At 59.8% G+C, this 19,425-nt stretch carries 20 protein-coding genes and 1 tRNA gene; 10 read left to right on the forward strand and 11 right to left on the reverse strand.

Features of this window, described 5'->3' with window-relative positions:
* Nucleotides 1-119: 119 nt before the first annotated feature.
* From R3F07_19145 to R3F07_19155, 3 genes are all read right to left on the reverse strand, one after another.
* Nucleotides 120-617: a GDSL-type esterase/lipase family protein gene (locus tag R3F07_19145; protein MEZ5278507.1), complete on the reverse strand. Its 498-nt coding sequence runs from the start codon at nucleotides 615-617 to the stop codon at nucleotides 120-122.
* A gap of 33 nt (nucleotides 618-650) precedes the next feature.
* A complete protein-coding gene (gene yicI / locus R3F07_19150) occupies nucleotides 651-2,924 on the reverse strand; it encodes an alpha-xylosidase (protein ID MEZ5278508.1) in 2,274 nt (757 codons plus the stop codon).
* Nucleotides 2,925-3,029: 105 nt separating this feature from the next.
* Nucleotides 3,030-3,890, reverse strand: a complete 861-nt coding sequence (locus tag R3F07_19155) for a hypothetical protein (GenBank protein ID MEZ5278509.1) — start codon at nucleotides 3,888-3,890, stop codon at nucleotides 3,030-3,032.
* Between the two features lie 177 nt (nucleotides 3,891-4,067).
* Here R3F07_19155 and R3F07_19160 point away from each other — a divergent pair, with 177 nt between their 5' ends.
* The 3 genes from R3F07_19160 (at nucleotide 4,068) to R3F07_19170 (ending at nucleotide 6,080) form a co-directional block, all read left to right on the forward strand.
* Nucleotides 4,068-4,814 (forward strand): TMEM175 family protein, encoded by a 747-nt coding sequence (locus R3F07_19160; protein MEZ5278510.1) that lies wholly within the window; start codon nucleotides 4,068-4,070, stop codon nucleotides 4,812-4,814.
* A 117-nt stretch (nucleotides 4,815-4,931) separates the two neighbouring features.
* Nucleotides 4,932-5,339 carry a cupin domain-containing protein gene (locus R3F07_19165; protein ID MEZ5278511.1) on the forward strand — a complete coding sequence of 136 codons (408 nt, stop codon included), beginning with the start codon at nucleotides 4,932-4,934 and terminating at the stop codon, nucleotides 5,337-5,339.
* A 24-nt stretch (nucleotides 5,340-5,363) separates the two neighbouring features.
* Complete coding sequence (locus R3F07_19170; GenBank protein ID MEZ5278512.1) at nucleotides 5,364-6,080, forward strand: NAD(P)H-binding protein; 717 nt, start codon at nucleotides 5,364-5,366, stop codon at nucleotides 6,078-6,080.
* Nucleotides 6,081-6,258: 178 nt separating this feature from the next.
* Here R3F07_19170 and R3F07_19175 read toward each other — a convergent pair whose 3' ends face one another.
* Entirely contained in the window at nucleotides 6,259-7,137 is an 879-nt protein-coding gene (locus tag R3F07_19175) for an alpha/beta hydrolase (GenBank protein ID MEZ5278513.1), read from the reverse strand.
* Nucleotides 7,134-8,105, reverse strand: coding sequence for a ceramidase domain-containing protein (locus tag R3F07_19180; GenBank protein ID MEZ5278514.1), 972 nt, complete (start codon nucleotides 8,103-8,105; stop codon nucleotides 7,134-7,136). Before R3F07_19180 ends, R3F07_19175 begins: the two co-directional genes overlap by 4 nt.
* Nucleotides 8,106-8,222: 117 nt before the next feature.
* Here R3F07_19180 and R3F07_19185 point away from each other — a divergent pair, with 117 nt between their 5' ends.
* Together R3F07_19185 and R3F07_19190 are read left to right on the forward strand one after the other, a co-directional pair.
* Entirely contained in the window at nucleotides 8,223-8,432 is a 210-nt protein-coding gene (locus tag R3F07_19185; GenBank protein MEZ5278515.1) for an antitoxin MazE family protein, read from the forward strand.
* The gene (locus R3F07_19190; GenBank protein ID MEZ5278516.1) at nucleotides 8,429-8,758 is read left to right on the forward strand and encodes a type II toxin-antitoxin system PemK/MazF family toxin; all 330 of its coding nucleotides are present in this window, start codon (nucleotides 8,429-8,431) and stop codon (nucleotides 8,756-8,758) included. Before R3F07_19185 ends, R3F07_19190 begins: the two co-directional genes overlap by 4 nt.
* Before the next feature lie 115 nt (nucleotides 8,759-8,873).
* Here the strand turns inward: R3F07_19190 and R3F07_19195 are convergent.
* Nucleotides 8,874-8,964 (reverse strand) — tRNA-Ser (locus tag R3F07_19195).
* Between the two features lie 283 nt (nucleotides 8,965-9,247).
* Nucleotides 9,248-9,982, reverse strand: coding sequence for a class I SAM-dependent methyltransferase (locus tag R3F07_19200; protein ID MEZ5278517.1), 735 nt, complete (start codon nucleotides 9,980-9,982; stop codon nucleotides 9,248-9,250).
* 75 nt (nucleotides 9,983-10,057) lie between these two features.
* On the opposite strand from R3F07_19200, the gene rplU reads away from it, so the two are divergent.
* The 3 genes from rplU (at nucleotide 10,058) to R3F07_19215 (ending at nucleotide 11,127) form a co-directional block, all read left to right on the forward strand.
* The gene (gene rplU / locus R3F07_19205) at nucleotides 10,058-10,372 is read left to right on the forward strand and encodes a 50S ribosomal protein L21 (protein MEZ5278518.1); all 315 of its coding nucleotides are present in this window, start codon (nucleotides 10,058-10,060) and stop codon (nucleotides 10,370-10,372) included.
* 32 nt (nucleotides 10,373-10,404) lie between these two features.
* Nucleotides 10,405-10,659 carry a 50S ribosomal protein L27 gene (rpmA, locus tag R3F07_19210; GenBank protein MEZ5278519.1) on the forward strand — a complete coding sequence of 85 codons (255 nt, stop codon included), beginning with the start codon at nucleotides 10,405-10,407 and terminating at the stop codon, nucleotides 10,657-10,659.
* 135 nt (nucleotides 10,660-10,794) lie between these two features.
* Nucleotides 10,795-11,127, forward strand: a complete 333-nt coding sequence (locus R3F07_19215) for a hypothetical protein (protein MEZ5278520.1) — start codon at nucleotides 10,795-10,797, stop codon at nucleotides 11,125-11,127.
* Between the two features lie 98 nt (nucleotides 11,128-11,225).
* Here R3F07_19215 and R3F07_19220 read toward each other — a convergent pair whose 3' ends face one another.
* From R3F07_19220 to R3F07_19235, 4 genes are all read right to left on the reverse strand, one after another.
* Nucleotides 11,226-13,844: a heparinase II/III family protein gene (locus R3F07_19220; protein MEZ5278521.1), complete on the reverse strand. Its 2,619-nt coding sequence runs from the start codon at nucleotides 13,842-13,844 to the stop codon at nucleotides 11,226-11,228.
* Between the two features lie 32 nt (nucleotides 13,845-13,876).
* A complete protein-coding gene (gene rlmN / locus R3F07_19225) occupies nucleotides 13,877-14,974 on the reverse strand; it encodes a 23S rRNA (adenine(2503)-C(2))-methyltransferase RlmN (protein ID MEZ5278522.1) in 1,098 nt (365 codons plus the stop codon).
* Between the two features lie 282 nt (nucleotides 14,975-15,256).
* Nucleotides 15,257-16,279: a right-handed parallel beta-helix repeat-containing protein gene (locus R3F07_19230; GenBank protein MEZ5278523.1), complete on the reverse strand. Its 1,023-nt coding sequence runs from the start codon at nucleotides 16,277-16,279 to the stop codon at nucleotides 15,257-15,259.
* Nucleotides 16,280-16,462: 183 nt separating this feature from the next.
* A complete protein-coding gene (locus R3F07_19235; GenBank protein ID MEZ5278524.1) occupies nucleotides 16,463-17,464 on the reverse strand; it encodes an aminopeptidase in 1,002 nt (333 codons plus the stop codon).
* A gap of 187 nt (nucleotides 17,465-17,651) precedes the next feature.
* Here R3F07_19235 and R3F07_19240 point away from each other — a divergent pair, with 187 nt between their 5' ends.
* Nucleotides 17,652-18,467: an alpha/beta hydrolase gene (locus R3F07_19240; GenBank protein ID MEZ5278525.1), complete on the forward strand. Its 816-nt coding sequence runs from the start codon at nucleotides 17,652-17,654 to the stop codon at nucleotides 18,465-18,467.
* A gap of 94 nt (nucleotides 18,468-18,561) precedes the next feature.
* Nucleotides 18,562-19,353 carry a phytanoyl-CoA dioxygenase family protein gene (locus R3F07_19245; protein ID MEZ5278526.1) on the forward strand — a complete coding sequence of 264 codons (792 nt, stop codon included), beginning with the start codon at nucleotides 18,562-18,564 and terminating at the stop codon, nucleotides 19,351-19,353.
* Nucleotides 19,354-19,425: the final 72 nt, after the last annotated feature.

Raw genomic sequence — 19,425 nt, forward strand, 5'->3', positions numbered from 1 at the left:
CCCAGGAATCGAAGTTATGAAATGCGGTAACCATCATCCGCGCACGAATGTTCATGAAGCAGGTGCCGGGCTGCAGCCTGTCTGCCGACAAATCAGGAGCGCTTCCGGCCCTTCTGTCCCTATCGATTGCGGTCAACCAGGACAAACGCCCGGCGGATCACCGGCACCAGCTCTCTCGCGCCGTTCCCTGGATAGTTGGCGTTCAGGACTGCCCTCGCTTGAGGTGCGTATTCCCGGCAACGTGTGACTAGCGCCTGGGTCAGGACCATCACACCGCGAATCGGTCGGCCGCCGATTGGATAGGGTCGCGGATCATTCGATCCAGCAAGAGTCGGCACGGCCCGGGGATGAACTCCGTCGAGTTCGCCATGCTTGAGTCGCCAGCGGATGTTGGCTACTGTGTCTCCTCCCCATCCGAAATTGGCGGCATTCCAGCCGTGGAAACATTGCCTCCAGTGATCCAGGAGTTCCGGGTAGTCGGTGGCACCCCAGCGGCGGGTTATGGAATCGCCCACAAAACAGACATCGATCCCGCCCTGCCGGGCCTTTTCGACCAATTGCGCGTGGGCCAGCCGCGAGTTCTCGTCCGTTCGGGGAATGGAGGGGGCCGAGATCATCGGTTCAATTTCCGCGCCAAAGCCGGTGATCGCCTAATACGACAGTTCAAAGCGCGTGGCGCCGTCCGGAATTCTGCCTGAAGGACCGCCGACGATTTGAACCTTTGCGTCGCTCAGGGTGCCATCGATCTCGAAGATCACCCTGTTTCCTTCCCGCTCGGCGGCGACTGTCGCGCGGACATTCCCTTTCAGGTCGAACAATTGGCAGGTGGCACGGGTGCCTTCGACAAGTTCATAAACTCTCAGGGAAACGCCCGTGGCATAGTCATAATCGGGTCGATCGTCGCGGTCTCCGATTGCCAACAGGGAGCCTGGCCGCACGTATAGCGGCAGTGAGAGATACCCGTGACGTTCGCGGATCCAGCGTGCGCCTTCCCGCACTTCGCCGGTCAGCAGGTGTGTCCACCGACCACGGGGCAAATAGTAGTCGACCACACCGTCTTCCGCGAAAACCGGTGCGACGAGGAGGGATCCTCCCAGCAGGTATTGGCGCTCGAGGGTTTCACAGGCCGGATCTCCGGGAAACTCCAGGAACATGGCGCGCAGGGTCGGGATACCCCCGCAGTGCGCCTCAACCGCCGCCGACCACAGATAAGGCATGAGGGTGCACTTCAGTTTGGTGAAAAAGCGCAGGACGTCGCAGGCTTCCTCGTCGTAGACCCAGGGCACACGATAGCTGCTGCTGCCGTGAAGCCTGCTGTGGGAGGACAGGAGGCCGAAGGCAGTCCAGCGTTTGTAGACGGAGGCCGGGGAAGTCCCCTCGAAACCGCCGATGTCGTGACTCCAGAAGCCGAACCCGCAGAGGCTCAATGAAAGTCCGCCGCGCAGACTCTCGGCCATGGATTCGAAGGTCGACCAGCAATCGCCGCCCCAGTGGACGGGAAAACGCTGACCGGACGCGTAGGAGGAACGGGCGAAGAGAACCGCTTCGCCCTCGCCGTGCGCCTCGCGAAGCAAGTCGAAGACACATTCGTTGTAGAGGACCGAGTAGAGGTTGTGCATCTTCTCCGGGTCTGCACCATCGTGATAGACGACATCTTCGGTCGGGATGCGTTCGCCGAAATCTGTCTTCAGCGTATCCACGCCCATCTCGAGCAGGCGCCGGAGATGCGAGGCATACCATGCGCGCGCCTCGGGATTGGTGAAGTCGACAATCGCCATGCCGGGCTGCCAGAGGTCGGTTTGCCAGACACTGCCGTCGGTTCGCCTGATGAAATACCCTTTCCCTGCGCCCTCCGCGAACAGTCTCGAGCGCTGTCCGATGTAGGGATTGATCCAGACGCAGATTCTCAAACCCCGATCGTGGAATCGTGAGAGCATGGCGGCCGGATCGGGAAAAACCCGCGGATCCCACTCGAAATTGCACCAATCGAATTCGCGCATCCAGAAGCAGTCGAAATGGAAGACATGCAGCGGGAGATCCCGTTCACGCATGCCCTCGATGAACCGGATGCAGGTCGCCTCATCGTAACTGGTCGTAAACGACGTGGACAACCAGAGCCCGAAGGACCAGGCAGGCGGTAGAGCCGGGCGGCCGGTGAGTGCGGTCAGGCGACCCAGCACCTCCCTGGGCGTGGGACCGGCAATCACAAAGTATTCGAGACTCTCGCCCGGGATGCTGAACTGGATGCGGGAAACCTTTTCCGAGGCCACCTCGAAGGAAACGGGCCCGGCTTCGTTGACCAGCACGCCGTAGCCCCTGTTGGTCAGGTAAAAGGGAACGCTTTTATAAGCCTGCTCGCAGGCGGTCCCTCCGTCTTTGTTGGTGTTCTCGACAACCTGGCCGTTCTTCACAAATGCCGTGAAGCGTTCGCCCAGGCCATAAACGTTTTCGCCAACCCCGAGAGAGAGTTGATCGTGGACAAACGCTTTCCCATCGGCTCGCCGGATATAGCCCATGCCGCGGGAACCGCTCGTGGTGAGGACCCGACCTTCGGACTCAAAGGAAATCCCCCAACCGTTCCTGCGCCTGACCCGCGCGGAAATCGAACCGGAACAAACCTGCTCCCATTCCTCATCGCGCCCGAAGGAAACCGCGGCATTGCCTTCAGTCTGGAGGGGAATGGTCGGGCCGGACCCTGTCCCTCCCTTGAAGTGCTCGATTCGCACCCGGATGACACCTTCAAGCGGCGAGTTGAGCGTGACCGTGAGCAAGGGTCCCTGAAGCGTGTCGCCGCGGTGCTTGATCGGGCGGGTCGGCGCATGAATGACCAGGCCATCCGCCTCCTCGCTGATGTCATGGGCTTCCGCCGGGTAATGCGCGGTGATTCCGGGCTGGTGCAGCCATTGGCCGTCGGTGAATTTCATGAGGATCCTTGAGCGCTCATCTGTCCGGAGGTTTCAACCAGGATGACGGTGCATGCGAAACCTGCAGAATCCGATGCCACCGTGCAAATCGTTTCGGCTTGGCCTTCAGATCCTGCCATAGGCACGCAGCGTCGACAGAGCGTTCACTGTGAGGATGGACCGCCATTCCCAGCGAGCCATTTCACTCGGTGGATCCCAACTGATCGGCCATCCACCGTCTTCTGCCTGGGCCGCTGCCAGGTCGTCCAGATGAGCTTCAAGCTGGGCATTGGAGAACAGTCTCCGGCAGAAGGAATCCGGTGACGGTGCAAAAGCGAGCGGTGTCAGGCCATATCCTGAAACGGGTGCATCTGCGTTGTAGCAACCGGCTGTGGGGAGTTCCCGGGCCAGTTTCTCGAACAGAGCCTCCGCAGTTCCTGAATGCAGCCTCTCGAGCAGACAGAATGCCGTCAGGATCGTATGCGCATCGGAAAACCGTGTAACGGCCATCAGCCGGACGCAGGCCTCGACAGCCGGCCCGAGCCATGGGTGTTCAATCCCCTGCCAGCTGGCCAGGCCGACCAGCCCGATCAACCGATCCAGGGACGGCGTCTCTCCAGTCGAAACGATCCAATGAGGCGCCCGGGGGTAGTTGCGCGCCGTCGGCAGGATGGCGGGAATGCCGTCTTCGAGACTCGCATGCCGCTGGAGGAAATCACAGACCCGGGTTGCGATTCCGGGGGAACGGAGACCGCAGTCATGGAGCAACTTCAGGCCGAACTCGATAAAAAGGGGATGGCTGTCCGGTGCCCGCAGATCCGGTTCCAGAGCGTATCCGAAACCTCCATCTTCATTCTGATATGACCCGATGATCCGAACGATACGATCTGCCGGCCCGCCACCGAAGCGATGCTCGAAGACGGCTCGTTCAAGCGCCCGGGCATTCCGCCATATGAAGTCGGTTCCTTTTTCGAGTCCGGGTGCCATCGATTCAACTAATTGCCCTGAGTCAAACCTGGGGCACCTCCGGCCCGGATGCGAGACATGAATAATCGGACTGACCGTAGAACCTTTCCCGCCAGTGTGCCGCCGAATCCGCTTTTCGAAGCTCGAGCTCCGGCATTTGAGGTTGGCTTGGCTTGCAGATCCGATTCACTCCTCGTCATGAAGTGGACCGAAGAAAGCCTTTCCTCCCTACCCACAGCCGGCGGATACAGGCTGCGGGGCGAAGCCATGACCCGGATCGAGGTCTTTTCGGACGCGGCCTTTGCCTTCGCCGTCACCATGCTGGTGATATCGTTGAGCTCGATCCCGCAGAATTTCAAGGAACTCACTGAGGCCATGAAAGGCGTTCCGGCCTTCGCCGCGAGCTTCAGCGTCATCATGGTTTTCTGGGTCACCCATCGACGCTGGAGCCGGCGTTTCGGACTGGATGACGGAATATCGACCTTCCTGACGCTCGCGCTTGTTTTCATCATCCTCGTCTATGTCTACCCCTTGAAGCTGATCATGAACATCATGTTCTTCGGTCTTTCGGGAGGTTGGTTTCCCTCCGAATTCGATCTCTCGAGTTCTGCCGAGGTTGCCGGTCTGGTCGTGATCTACGGCGCAGGTTTCTGCGCGTTGGCGTCGATCCAACTCGGCCTCTATCTCAGGGTCGCGTCCCTGGCGGATGACCTCTGCCTGAGCCGGCTCGAACGAATACTGGTCAAACAGGAACAGTTGGTCTGGTCGGTCCAGGCCACCGCCGGACTGTTGTCGGCAGTGCTCGCCTGGATCTTCATCACGTCCCTGGGTTACCTCGCGGGATTCGTCTATTGTCTGATTCCAATCGTCATCCCCCTCATCACCTGGCGGACCAGGAGAGAAAAACAGGCTGTCCTGACGGAGGTCAGCACCCAACCCGAATAATCCGGACGCTGCGGAAACTCTCGCCTGCACATTGACGAGGAGCCAACCATACCGCCGATCCGACGGGCAGATTGACTTTCCAATGCTGTCCCGCTTCGTTCAACCACGGAGGAAGTCGTGAAGAAAGGACAGACAACACCTGCCCGCAAGCCCGATGGTCGCAGACCTGTTCTGCTTCGTCGTTCCGCCTGGGCCTCAAACGATCAGATCTGGAAAGGCCGATTCGAGGGCAAGGACATCGATACGGGAATCACGGTGCTGTTCTACGCTACCGATGAGATCGGTGAAGGCCCCCGCTGGCATGTTCACCCGTACGACGAGGTCTTCATTATTCGTGCCGGGCGCGCACTCTTCACGATAGGAGACGAAAAAATCGAGGCGGCCACCGGAGATATTCTTCTCGGTCCGGCGGAGGTTCCCCACAAGTACCACAATCTCGGGCCGGGCAGGCTCGAAACAACCGACATCCATCAATCGAAGAGTTGGATACAGACCGATTTGGAGGATCCCGAACTTGAGGCATAGTCGCGCACCATGGGAGAAGAAAGCATGAAGAAGGTCTGCATCGTGGGTGTTTCGGGAAAACTCGGTCGCTACATGGTGCAGCACGCGCTGGACCGGGGCTACGAGGTCGTTGGCGTCTGCCGGGAAAAGAGCGTCGGAAAACTCGCTGCGTTCCGGGATCGGATCACCGTCTTCACCGGGGCGACGGACGACCCCGAGGTCATCCGCAAAGCGGTCGATGGGTGTGACGGTGTCCTGACCGTGCTTGTTCCCTGGGGGGTGAACCACTATGCAGCCGGGACGGCCCAGGCGGTCCTCGATCACGCGCGCCCTGGTGCTCGCCTGGTCTTTTCGTGCGGCTGGCATATCAGCCGCGACGGGCAGGATGTCTATTCGCGAAAGCTCAAGATCTTTGTCAAGGTTTTCGGCTGGATCGCCAAGCGTATCCGTTTTGCGGATCTGGACGATCAGGTGGAGGCCTGCCGGCGGGTCTTTGCCAGCAAGACCCGGTGGACGGTCGTGCGTGCCAGCGACCTGGAGGAAGGCGAAAGCGAGGGACTGCCCGTGTGGAGTCGACACGTCGGAGATCCCGTTCTTGAAAGCAACCGGACGCGACGCATTGACTTTGCCCTGTTCATGGTCGAGGCGCTCACCAATGACGCGCTCATCCAGGAGGCCCCGGCCATTGTCGGGTGCCGGACTCCGTCGGCCCTCGCCCATGCTGGCGAGGTGCGAACGACACCAGGAAGCCCCGAGAGGTAATCGACCCAACCCTTTGCCTTGGGGCGGCCGAGGAGGGTCGATGATCGATTGGCAAACAGAGTTGATCAATTCCGCCCATCACTCTTCTCAGTGGCATGGACGCGATGAACAAACTTTGGTGAAGGCCTCCGCCATACCTTATCCACAGCTGCTGTTACTTCGATGATGGCAATTCCCGTCACCGAGTTCTGCTGCCGGCTCCCAACATATGCGCGCGCAGAAACCCGAGCACCCGGCGCTCGTATTCATCCTGTGCGAAGCGGTGCAGGTCGACATGGCCGGCGCCTTCGACGATCCACAATTCCTTGTGACCTGACGCAGCGTCGAACAGCGCTTGGGCTTCAGCGGGAGTCGTCCTCCCGTCCTCCGATCCGTTGATGATCAAAATGGGCGCCGCAACGCTGGAAATTCGAGCCAAAGGACTGACTTCCTCCGGTTCAAATCCCAAGCGAAACCTGAACTGGACGGTCAATAACGGAGTCAGCACCGAGCCCCCCGGTCCCAGTTTGATCTTCATTCGGTTGTTTGTGGCCATTTCAATGCTGGTGAAAGTCGCTTCAACGACCAGGGCGGCAACCTCCACTTCGCTCTCCGAGAGAATGGCCGCCGCGCCACCAAGCGAACACCCGATGATTCCGATCGGATCTCTCGGGAACTCCGACCGGATGAATCGCAGGACGGAGGATACATCCAATGCTTCCAGTTTTCCAAACGTGATTTGATTCCCTCCGCTTTCTCCATGAGCCCGAAGGTCGATGACAACCGTATTGAAACCCGCCGCAGAGAGGAACCTCGCCCTTCCAAGCATGCTCCGTCGATCCGAACGAATGCCGTGAAGGAGCAGCAGGGTTCCAGTTGGCTCCGGAATCATGTGGACCCAGCCACGTATTTCAGAGCCCGAATCATTCTGTAGGATCAATTCATGCGATGGAAAATCGACAGGCGGAGGGCCTATTTCCAACCTGTGCGGAGAGACGAGGCGGCCCCCAACCACGACGGCCCCCGAAATCAACACGGCGGCAGAGATAAGAACAACAACAGCCACCAATTTCATCATTCAAGATCAGCCGAGTTGTCCATGTTGAGAGAATGTCGAAGTGGCCTGACTTCCCCGCGCTCGCGACCGAATCCTCCACCTGCAATCACACATACAGCAAGAAGAAGCGAAAGAGCCGAAAACACATGCCACATCGCATGTGCTTGGATTGCGGCGCCAGGATTGCAGAGCCACCCGCCCGGCCGATCCCCAACCTGGAAGACAACCGCCATCCCGAACAGCGCGACGGCTCCAATACCCTTCAGCGTCACTCGCCGTGACTTTCGCCGCAACACCGCCACCGTGACGGCACCGATCAACAAAGTCGCGGCCACAAATGTCAGGTTCGTCAGGGCCAGGGGCTTCACACCGAAGACGACCCAATTCCGAGCAGTAGCCGCACCGGCTCCAAAGAGGATTGTGCCGATCACCACGACAGAAATCCGCCGATCGAACAACCGACCAACCACACCGTGGAAAGAGCCGACCGCCAGCGCCGAGGTCGCAAAATAGAGCCCATACATGGCGGCGACATCGACGTGCCTCAGGGTACGCGAGGCCGAGGCGTGATAGAGAAAACTGCCGATACCGACACAGATCAACGATGCGCCGGCCAGTCCGCGTACTCTGTTCGATCCAATTGCAACGAGATACGCACCGACCGCGACAAACGCCAGATTCGACCAAGTGTTTTGAGGTTCGCGGACCAGGCGCCCCAGAGCCTTACTTGAATGGGCGGCTGTATCGCCCGGCAAGGCGACCGGATCCAGGGCTTCCCCCTGCCTTGGCGGTTGTTCGGGTTCCGGCCAGCCCGAACCGGACCCAATGCATACGAGCGTGACCGCCAGGATCGCGGAAACCACCGCTGTGAGGAAAAGTGCCCGGCCCATGTCGATGCGATCTGTTGCAGGACGGTGTGTATTCATGTGCGACTCGTCCAGCGATTTCCAGATCTTCGAGGTGAAAGATGGGGTCAGCAGCCCGATCATCCATGACTTCGCAATGCATTCCTGTTCACACCCACTCCCTGTCGATACTGACATGCCGTCGTGGGACCTGCGATTTCACGTTGACACAGCAGACTCGAATTGTAACATGTTACAAAGATGGCAAAGAAGGAAACAGCCGAGCGGATGAACGACTATCGGGCTCGATTGCGCAGTCAGGGACTGCGACCAGTTCAGATCTGGGTCCCAGATCAAAGATCTCCGGGATTTGAGGAGAAGCTGAAGCAGCAGGTGCGCAATCTGGACCCGGAAGATGAACAGGAGACCCTTCACTTTCTTGAACAGGCGGCGGACTGGCCTGAAGAATGAAGCGCGGGGAGATCTTTTCCGTCTCGGCTCCTGGCGATTTCGGCAAACCCCGCCCAGCGGTGATCGTGCAGACTGATGCGCTGAATCAACGCGACTTCGCCAGCGTCATCATATGCCCGTTCACGGGCACAGTCCGGGAAGCTCCCCTATTCAGAATTCTGGTGAACCCGACCCCGGAAAACGGCCTTTCGAAACCATCTCAGATCATGGTCGACAAGGTCCAAGCGGTCGCATTGAAGCGGATCGGACAACGGATCGGCTCGATTACCGACGAACAGACGCTTCAGCTGAACCGAACCTTGGCCTTCGTGGTGGGGATTGGCTGACGTCCCCAACTATTGGTGTAGACCCCAACATCAACCCAAATAGACCCACTGTCCCCATCTTTTGGTGTAGACCCCGCAACTGATTCCAGTTCAGCGGCTACCGAATCTGGAAAAATGGCGGAGAGAGAGGGATTCGAACCCTCGGTACCCTTTTGAGGTACGACGCTTTAGCAAAGCGTTGCTTTCGACCGCTCAGCCATCTCTCCTGAGGGTATCGGAACTGGCACCAACGTGTACGGCCATTCCGGAGCTGACAAGTGTGAAATTCGACCTGCTCATCCGACACCGATTCACGGCATTATCGTCCGCATCAGGTCAATCAGTCAGAGTGTAGCCACTTCGCTGTGTCGAAGTGCCCCATAACCTCCGGGAACGACGGCACAGCGGCATTGCTACACTTCCCTTCTGCCACCGACACTTTAGGAGGAAGTCAACGCGGGACGGATGGGGTAGCCCCGAACCCAGAGGCTCCCCCTACCCGCTTCTTCTTCAGATCCGCCTCGCGATCCAGAAACGACATTCTTCGGAAAATGCGCGAACAGCCTCCGACTCGCTCGCGATCTCCGACCGCAGGTGCGACTCCAACAACTCGAACCCGGTCAACTCCAGGTCCTCCTTCACATCCGCCGGTCGTGGAATGTGAATGAAGACCATCCCCTCGGGAGTTTCCGCATGACGATCGCCGAACTCGAGCAAGCCGTCTCCCTGCCGTCCGCTGTCCCAAAGCGCCCTCTCCTCCTCCCATAGTTCGCGATAACGGTTAAGGTCCCGGTCGTGGGACGTGAAGACGAAGAGCCCCCCCGACTTGAGGACCCGGGCGATCTCGATCATCGCCTTGCGCCGGTTCGCCCGCCAGGGGATCTGCATCAGACCGTTGAAGCCGAAAATGGCCCCATCATAGATTCCATCCTCGAAATTCAGACGGGTCGCATCGGCCACCCGGAACGGAATACCATAATCAAGCAACCGGGACAGTCGACGGGCCTCCTCGATCATTTCCCGGGAGAAATCGAACCCGAGGATCTTCTGGTAGCCCAGTTCCCACAGGCCCAGAGCGATCCGCCCCGCTCCACAACCACAATCCAGGAGCGTGTCGTTCCGGTCAAAGACCTGGGTAAAGACCACCTCTTCCGACGCCCAGAGGCCGATTCGGGCGGCCGCGTCTGCATAATGCCGGACGGCGACCGGATCCCGGTAATAGCGCCTGACTGTCTCTCCATCCATCAAATGATCCCGTGATTGTGAATAAAATCCTTGATTTCGACTCTCCGGACCTTCTTATTCACCGGTTTATCTCTCATGAAAGCGACTATTAAGACCCAAGGCAGACAGTTCACCGTCCAGGAAGGTGACGTCCTTGTCGTCAACCAATTTCCCGGCACTGAAGCGGGTGCGACCATCGAAATCAACGACGTTCTCGCGGTCGGTGAGGGCTCGGATATCCGGTTCGGCACGCCCCTCGTCGACGGGGCCAGCGTCAGCGCCACCCTTGTCGAGAACAAGCGCGGTGACAAAGTGATCATCTTCAAGAAGAAGAAGCGCAAGGGCTACCGCCGCAAGCGGGGCCATCGCCAGGAGCTTTCGGTCATCAAGATCGAATCCATCAAGGGCTGATTTACGAACAACTGATTTGAGGACTTTTTGCCATGGCACATAAGAAGGGACAGGGAACCAGCAAGAACGGACGCGACAGTCACGCCCAGCGCTTGGGTATCAAGCGCTTCGGCGGTCAGGCCGTCACGGCCGGCACCATCATTCTCCGCCAGCGCGGCACCAAATTCCATCCGGGCAAGAATGTGGGTCTCGGACGAGATTTCACGATTTTCGCCCTGGTCGACGGCACCGTCGAGTTCGACAAGGCCCACCGCAAAGTCGGCGTAGTCGCGACATCGGCGGCCTGACGGCCTCCCTGTTTTTCCGGGTATCCGGACTGGAAAGCCCCACCATCGTGTGGGGCTTTTTTTGTGCCCGGGCTAAAATACCCGTCACTTCGCGCCGAATCCAGTGATCGGACGAGCTGCCTGAACACCGATGAAATGACCGACCGCCTCCAGAAACTCAGGGAACAAAGGGATTTCATCCTCAGGCATTTGCAGTGGCTGGATGAGGAGATTGCCCTCGAGGCGCCGCAATCATCGACAACCGAAATCTGCGAACCAACACCCGCTTCGGTCGAGCCGACGGGACCCGGACCGGCCACACCCGCCCCGGTGGTCGAAAAGCCGCCCGCCATCGTCCCCGACCCCCTGGAGGACAGCCATGTCCATTCCCTCAAGAGCGAAGTGCGGAAAGGATGTCTTCTTTACTTCGGGATCGCCTGGGTTCTACTCCTGGCGGTGGTCGGTATCGTCTACCTTGTCTACAGGTAGACTGGAAGGCGCGCACAGCGGTCACGCTCGACCGAATGAAAGACTTCCCGGTTGCGCCTAAAAAAGTTGCCTCGGGCGGCGGCGCACCAGCGTCGGCCCTACAGACTGGTGGTCAGGAACCCGGCGGATTTGGACTCAAAAACCCGTCCCTTCACTGTCGCCCGGCCGCCGGCCACCGTTAATTCCGAGATTTGTCCATCCCGGCTGCGGCGGATCCAGCACAGCTCGCCTGACAGGGACAGGCCCCAATCCGGCTGATGAAGGGATCTCCCCTCCCCGGCAGAATCGGCAAGAACCATGAGATCGCGCCGGCCGTCCCGCAGTCGGATTTCCAGGGCGACCGATGAAGCTCCACAGTCGTTGCCCGAGTCATCTTCCAGAGCCAATCTGCGAATTCCCGTGATCTCCGGGTGACCGGTATGGGGTTCAAACACACCCACAAAGGTGGATTTCAAGTCATCTCGAGCGCGCCGACGGACCAGCAATTGTGGAATCCAGGCGTCCCGGTTCTCCTTGCCATAGCCGAGCGAAACCCAGGATTGCGCCACGTCAACTGCCGCACCCGTGGTCAGCCCGTGGAACCGAAGAAAAACATCTGGTCGATCACCCAGGTCCGCCATCTCCCGGTCGACCGTCCATTCGGCCTGCCATCCCGGCGCCGGGCCGGGATCACCTCGAAAGTCCCGCATCAGGGCACCGTTTCCGAAATCGGTACCCGGCTGAAGCGCCAGGCCGGCGGTGCGCATCTCGCCGGCATAACCGTGCAGGAGCCAGGCGTGGTCGTTTCCCCCTTCAACCTGGAAAACGTCGATGGCGTAGGCGTTTTCGGCCGAAACATCAATCAGGGCGATTGTTCGCTCAAAACGGTGGGCAGCGGTCAGATCCGGGCCCGAGACCCGGATGGCCTGGACCGGCCCGCGATCGACCCAGAGTTTCGTCAAACCCGCCCCTTCCTTCGAATTGAGACCGTTGACAACCACGGTGTTGTGGGCGGCGGACGATTTCACCCAATCCGCCTTGGGTGAATACCAGCCTCCGTATTGCACTGGTGGATACCCGAAGTCCGGCAGCAGATCCAATCCATGGGCGAAGAACCCGATGTTCATGGCATCGAAGTGACAGTGGCGCCCCATCGAATCGTAATCGACCCAGAGGGCCCGCGCCATGTCTCCGTCGCCCGACCGGAGAACGGCCAGGTGCCATTGCTGCTTGTTGACACTCCCCACTGTCGGCAGGAATCCATTTTCGGCAATCACCCCGCGGATCATCCGCTGAAAGGCATCCGGATCTTCCGCGAAGAGATCGTGGGGCAGTCCCTCGGTTGTTCGTTCATTTCCCTCGTGGAGGATCTGCGCAAAGGCGGGATCACCCGTCAATTGATAAAGCTGACCGAGGAACGCATAGGGACTGGGCGCAAGGCCCGGAGCCGGCGCACCGCGGAACCCGAAAACCGTTCCGAAGCAATCCGCCCTGTTCTGATTGAAGCCTCCGCCATCGCCTTCCTTTGGGTAGAAAGAGTGAAGGCACCAGGTATCGACATGGAATCGGAAATGATCCCGGATCCGTGGATGCCGGAGGAGGATCTCCCGCAGGAAATCGTGATCCAGCCGCCCGAACTGGCCGAGAATGGCCGCCGTTCCCCGAGGACCGATGGTTCCATAGGCCATCAAGCCCTTTTCCCCGGTCACGCCGTCGATCGCGGTACCCTCGACCAAGATGGCATCGATCAACTCGAGAATGTATTCCCGATTGTCCGGCCAACCGAGAACCGTTTCGACGACCAGGCAGGTCTGTTCTTCGTTGGGGAAATTGGAGTAGATCTTGTCCCGGTTGGCCAGGGCATCCCGGAGTATCCGGTCCTCGATATTCCTGCGGATCTCGCCCGCCGACTCCTTGGTATTCGCCAGGCCATGACGATTGGCCCTCGACTTCAGATAGGCAATGAGTGCGTCGTCCTCCAGTATCGGGAAGATACGGTCGTAGGCTTCGACCAACTGGCGGGTTTCCGCGCAGGCATCGTGCCAGTTCGAGACATATCCGGAGCGGGGCTTTTCCTCGTAAACCAGCCCCTGTTCGGCAAAGTCAAATTCCGGGTAAACATCGGCGACCCGGTCGATCAGGATGGCCGCCCTTCTCCCGTACTCGACATCCCCGCTGACCAGCCAGGCCTCCGACAGGGATTGGATCCCGCCCAGAACAAGCTTCTTCCATTGCCCATAGATGAGATAGGCCCCGATGAAGCGCCAGCGGTGCCCCCCGTCCACATAACCCTCGCCATCATCGATCCCGAATCCGGGAGGTCCCGAAGACCCCTCCTCGGAGGGAACCAGCAGATTCCGGTCGGCCAACTCCGGGCGGAACCAACCTGCCCGATCCATTCCCGAGCGGTAAAACTGCTGAAAATCGTTCTTCGGAAAAAACTCCCGGCAATGCGGGCAGCATACCTTCCAGGGGTGGCGGAACGGATCGATCTCCCAGTTGTACATGGTGACGGGATTGGAGCAGGCCGGACAGAAGCCGTGCGACCAGACCATCCAGCTTCGGGTGATTCCCGGACCAAACACCGACTCCCAGAGTTCATCCCACGAATACCCGAGCCATGGCTCCGCCCGCGCAATGACCGCATCCCGGATGTCGGCCGCCCAGGGAAACCGTTCGCAATTCCTTCGAGCCCGCTCAACCAGTTCTGGCGGAAAGAACACGCTGCTTTTCTTCATGATGGTGACAGGTCTCTCTTGTAAAGTCGCGTTCAGGAAGCGGAGGCCGCCAATTGACCGCAACCGGCGGCAATATCGATGCCGCGCCGTTGTCGGATGGTCGAGACGATCCCTCCGGATCGAAGAACCTCCTGGAACCGCCGGGCGCGGACGAGGCCGGTTGGGGATCCCGTGAATCCGGCAGTTGGATTGAGGGGGATCAGGTTGACGTGAGCGGACTGGCGGCGGAGCAAGTCCACCAATTTCGCCGCCTGGTCGGGGCCGTCGTTGACACCCTCGATCAGGGTCCACTCGAAGAAGATTTCCCTGCCGGTGGACCGGGTGAAATAACGGCACGCATCCATCAGCTCGGCCAAGGGCCAGCGTCGCGCGACCGGAATCAAGGCCCTGCGCTCCTCATCGGTGGCCGCGTGGAGACTGACCGCCAGCGACATGGGCCGGCCTTCATCGGCAAGGCGCCGGATGCCGGGCACCAAGCCGACCGTGCTCAGGGTGACCCGGTCAGCGGCCAGAGCCAGACCCTTTTCCTGGATGACTTCATCGACCACCTGCATGACCGCATCGTAATTGTGAAGAGGTTCCCCTTGCCCCATCAGAACCAGATTTCGCAGACGCTCGCCGTCCGCTCGAAGGACCCGCGCAACCAGCAGAATCTGGGCGAGGATCTCGCCCGTGGTGAGCTGACGACGGAATCCAGCCTGACCGGTGGCACAGAACACGCACCCCATTGCGCAACCCGCCTGCGTGCTCACACAAGCGGTTGACCGGCCGCGGTAGCGCATCAGAACTGTTTCAACGGCTTCACCATCCGGGTATTGCAGGAGGAATTTCCGGGTGAAGCCATCGGAACTGGCCTCATCCCGGATGATGGCCGGGCGCCCGACGAACAGATCGGCATCCTTCAGGCTCCGGAGAATTCTTCCCGGCAGTCCGTCCATCTCCCCTGTATCCGTGACGAGCCGTCGGAACAGCATGGCCCGGATCGTCTCTGCATGAATCGGTTTGTGTCCCGCCTTCAACAGGAAGGATTCCAGCTGAACCTGTGTCCAATCCAGGAGGTCCCGAGAGTCGGAACCACTCGGATTCGGGCGATCGTTTGCTGTTCTGGAGATGGCACCTGAGCCGGACATCACCACCACCCATGGACGAACCAGGTGCCTATTCCAAGCCTAAGAGGCTGTCATGCACTTTCCACCCGCCAGTGACGGCGTATCGACTGGAGTGCGACTCCTTGATATTCTCCATGGACCCGTCGACCAAAACGCCGACACAGCGGCGTTGCTAAACCAAACCGAAGAATCCGCGTGCAACCACTCCGTTGTGTCGAAGTGCCACTCGCCATACAGTGGATGCTCCCCTCGGCCCATCCGGCTCTCGACAAATGGTCACCAAAACAGCCTACAACCCAGACTCTAGGGCAACTCGACCAACCCCACCGTCCAGATGGTGGAGCCCGAAGTCTGGATGTTGCTCCGACCATCCTTCCCATTTCCCCGAAATGCCGAACTGACGACCCGGGTGCCGCTCGACTGATCATCATCCACCGAGGCCATGAAGAGTCCCCCGTGGTTATTCGCAATTTCACAGACGGCAAATTCGATGTCATGGACACCCCGGGCCTTTTCGTCGTGAGCCAGAAAGACTCCCCAGTCGGCCGAATCCTCGATCACGCAATTGTCGAATCTCAGCCCGACTGAGTTGCGGGCAAACACGCCCACCGCACCGTTTGACTCCACCCGACATCCTTCGAAACGGCTCTTGACCATGCGGTTGTCCAGACTGATCCCCGCAAAGCCGTTGCCCCGCATCGTGCAGTTCCGAGTGACGACGTCCGCGCTTGCGTAATAGGCGACGCCATCGAAGAAATTCCCTTCGAAGACGGAATCCTCCACGCGGACATCGGATGAATCCCAACTGATGACGAGCCCTCCCGAGCGGTTATTGCCGGCGGAGACGCCCGCGACCGTGAGATGACGCACGGCGCGGACATCGATCCCGTTGTTCCGAATCCAGGGCTGCATCCGACTGACCTCGGAATCCTGCTCACTCAGGTTCCCGTCGATTTCGAGATTCGCGACAACGATCCGTTCAATCTGATCGGATGCGACCGGATGCTCCACCTGGCTCCCGATGGCGAGGACCGGCTTGTTGACGCCGTCGGCGAGGATCAGACGGGTTCCCGCCTCCCCGATAAGGGATACGCGGGAACGGGCAATGTGAAAACTGTCCTCCAGGAGGAAATCCCCCGGGCCGAGGCGGATGGTGATGGCTCCTCCCAGCTGGGGAGCCGATGGACCGACCAACTGCTGCGCCGACCGCAGACTCTCCAGGTCATCGACCCGGATCTCGGTCAAGCCCTCGACTCCGGCCTGGATTCCCGAAACCGCGCAGCCCATAAGCAGGGTCATCGAGAGGAGGTAACGCAGGGTTCGCATGTCCGGGGTGGGAAAGAGAGGAACGACTCAACGGGGCGACGGATCCGGGAGAATCTCCGGAGCCGCATCCATCATCCTATACCCGCGGGCGGGAAATGGGTATCAGCAGAACCCTGACAGACCGATGGGTGAAAGCATCAGGGAAGCCCTTCGCTCGAATCGAAAAGCAGGGTACCGCTCGCCTTACTCGCAAGCCCCGGCCTGTATGGCGTCCGGATCCAGCTCGCTGACTGCGAGGAAGAAGCGGTCGAGGTCTCCATCCAGATCCTCGATCAAGCGGGAGAAACAAGGCACCATCGCGTAGTAGGCGGCGGTGGCGTTGAACAGCGCGTTCGTCGGCGGATTCTCCAGCCAGGCCTCACGCGTGGCTTCTCCCCAGTGTTCCGAGAGGGGACGCAATTGATTCTGCAGAGCGACGATCAGACCGGCCTTTCTCTCAAGCTTTTCCGTGTCGGCAAGTGGCGAAGCGTAGAGTTCGCCCAGTGCGGTCCGAACGGACTCTATCATCTGAAAGACCACGGCCTGGCGTTCGAGGCGTTCCGCATATTCATTCACCCCTTGTTCATCGCCGCGTGAGGCCAACCAGCGCCGGGTACCCTCCTCGGAGACCGCCGTGGCCATCGCCTCATTGAAGGCGGTTGCGCCGGGCACAAACACCCTCTGATGGGTCAATTCGTGGAAGATGAGTTCCGCGAGGTCAATGTCGTCGTAGTGCATGAACGTGTTGAGCACCGGATCGGAGAACCACCCGAGCGTCGAATAAGCGTCCACTCCGCCAACGTAAACGTCGAAGCCCTTGGATCTGAGTTGCCCGGCGAACGCCTCAGCGGCGGATTCTTTGAAAAACCCGCGATAGTGGAGGGAACCGACAACCGGATACCAGAATGTCTTTGGCTCGAGCGACAAGGCGGGAGCGGCAAAGACGACCCAGACCACATGCTCGCGTCCGAGATCGGCGTATCGGGTATAATCTCCATTGGCCGGAAGTCCCAACCGGCTCTCCGCAAACATCGTCATCTCCTTGACGAGATCGAGTTTCCGGCGCAATTCGCGATCAGCATCTCCGCTGCTCTCGACCGAATCGATGGGAACCTGTTTACGCCAGATCTCCACCTGCCCGGACATGGCCTGACCGTAGTAACCCACCGTGCTGCAACCCGAGGTGAGCAGACAGAGAATGCCCATGCCAAGACACACCCATCGGTCCGGTCCTCTATCCATCATTGCGTTCACCGCACAACTTGGCTGTCCTGAGCAGGGGACGCTGGCAACGAGGAAAAGAGGAATTCATCGCTGAAACCGAAAGAGGACTGGCCGCGGCTGGGGGGACGGGACATACTCTTCCAACCGTTCGTCCGTCCTGCCACTTCCGATGAAGCCCCACACAACGCCCCCTCCACCTGACCAGACCGAGATCTACGTTTCCCGCAACGGTAACGACCTCCCGTTGGATCTCTATCTTCCCGTTGAAGGAACGGGCAACGGCGCCGGTATCATCCTGATTCACGGCGGCGGCTGGCATGCCGGGGAACGGCAGACTTTTCGCTGGCATGCCCATCACCTGTCCAGCCTCGGTTATGTCGCGCTGACCATCGATTACCGACTGGCACCGGCTTCGCCGTATCCGGCTGCGGTAGAGGACTGCCTTGCCGCCGTCGTCTGGCTCCGCCGGCAAGCCGCCCGGTTCGGAATTGATTCGAATCGTATCGGGGCCATCGGCAGTTCTGCCGGAGGTCATCTGGCCGCCTGCCTTGGAGTGATCGGCGGGGAGGTCGACGGCATCCCGACGCGGGTTGATCATGTGGTCGACATCCACGGTATCCACGATTTCCTGGCTCTTCGTGACGCCAGCGGCGGAATCAATCCGAACTGGATGGCTTTTCTCGGGGGTACCCATGATCAATACAGCCGGCAATGGCGGGCCGCCTCCCCGGCGCTCCGGGTCAACACTGATTCCGCTTCCATGTTGATCGTCCACGACCCCGAAGATCCGATCGTGCCGTACGAGCAATCCCGCCTGCTGGTGGATGCTCTTGTGCAGGCCGGGCGACCGGTTCAGTTCATCCCCAGCCCCGGGTCCGGGCATGGATTCATCTACAACCCCGAACACCCGTGGACGGTCCGGATCTGGCCTTCGGTGGTCAACTGGCTCAATCGGGAATTGCGTGTTTCCGGTCGCTCCGGATAGCGTCCTGCCTTTCCGTCACTTTCACCAGACATGCCGGGGCATCCCCCCGCCCGATTTGTTCCTCTCATCCCTCACCTGGAAACCCAACCTGCCCATGTCCACCGCAACACTCAATCCTCCCCTAAAATCGCGTCTCGACCAATCCCAGATCGACACCTTTCACGAACAGGGATTCCTCAGGATCGGAAAGATCCTGACCGACGAGGAAATCCTCTTCTATCAGAAGGAATACGATGCAGAGTTCGCGAGAGCCTGGGAAACCGACAGCCTGCGCAATCTCTCGATCGACAACGGTTCAGATGTCGAAACAAAGAAGAGCGCCTCAAAGCAGATGCTGCAGATCATGCAGATGTGCGAGCGCAACATTCACTTCCGCAAGCTGATCTACGACGCCCGCATCCTCGACCTCATGGCCGACCTGATGGGGCCCAATATCCAGCTGTTTCACGATCAGGCTCTTTTCAAACCGGCCCAGGTCGGCGGCCCGGTCAGCTGGCACCAGGACAACGCCTATTGGAAATGCCGCCCCGCCAATCTGATCTCCTGCTGGCTCACCTTCGACGATGTCGTCCGGGAGAATGGAGCCATGCAGTTGATCCCGGGCAGCCACCTCAAACCGGTCTGGCATGAACAGAATGCTTCGACTAACGCCCTCCTGGATCTGAAAGGGGTCGATGAGTCCAAGGCGGTGGTGGTCGACCTCCCCGCCGGTGGATGCCTTTTCCACCACTGCCAGACCCTCCACTACACTCAGCCCAACACTACCGACCATCAGCGCCGGGCCCTCGCCATCCACTTCATGCCTCCGGGAACCACGAGCGAACACCGCACGGGGATCATTCCGGTGGACTTCAGTCACCCGCTCCTTCGCTGCCGGACCAACTGACCCGGTTCGGCCGATTGACAGGGCCCTCCGGCCGATCGCCCGGGTCATGGCTCCGAGAGGCATCGCATCATG

The organism is Opitutaceae bacterium, from assembly GCA_041395105.1.
Lineage (GTDB): Bacteria > Verrucomicrobiota > Verrucomicrobiia > Opitutales > Opitutaceae > B12-G4.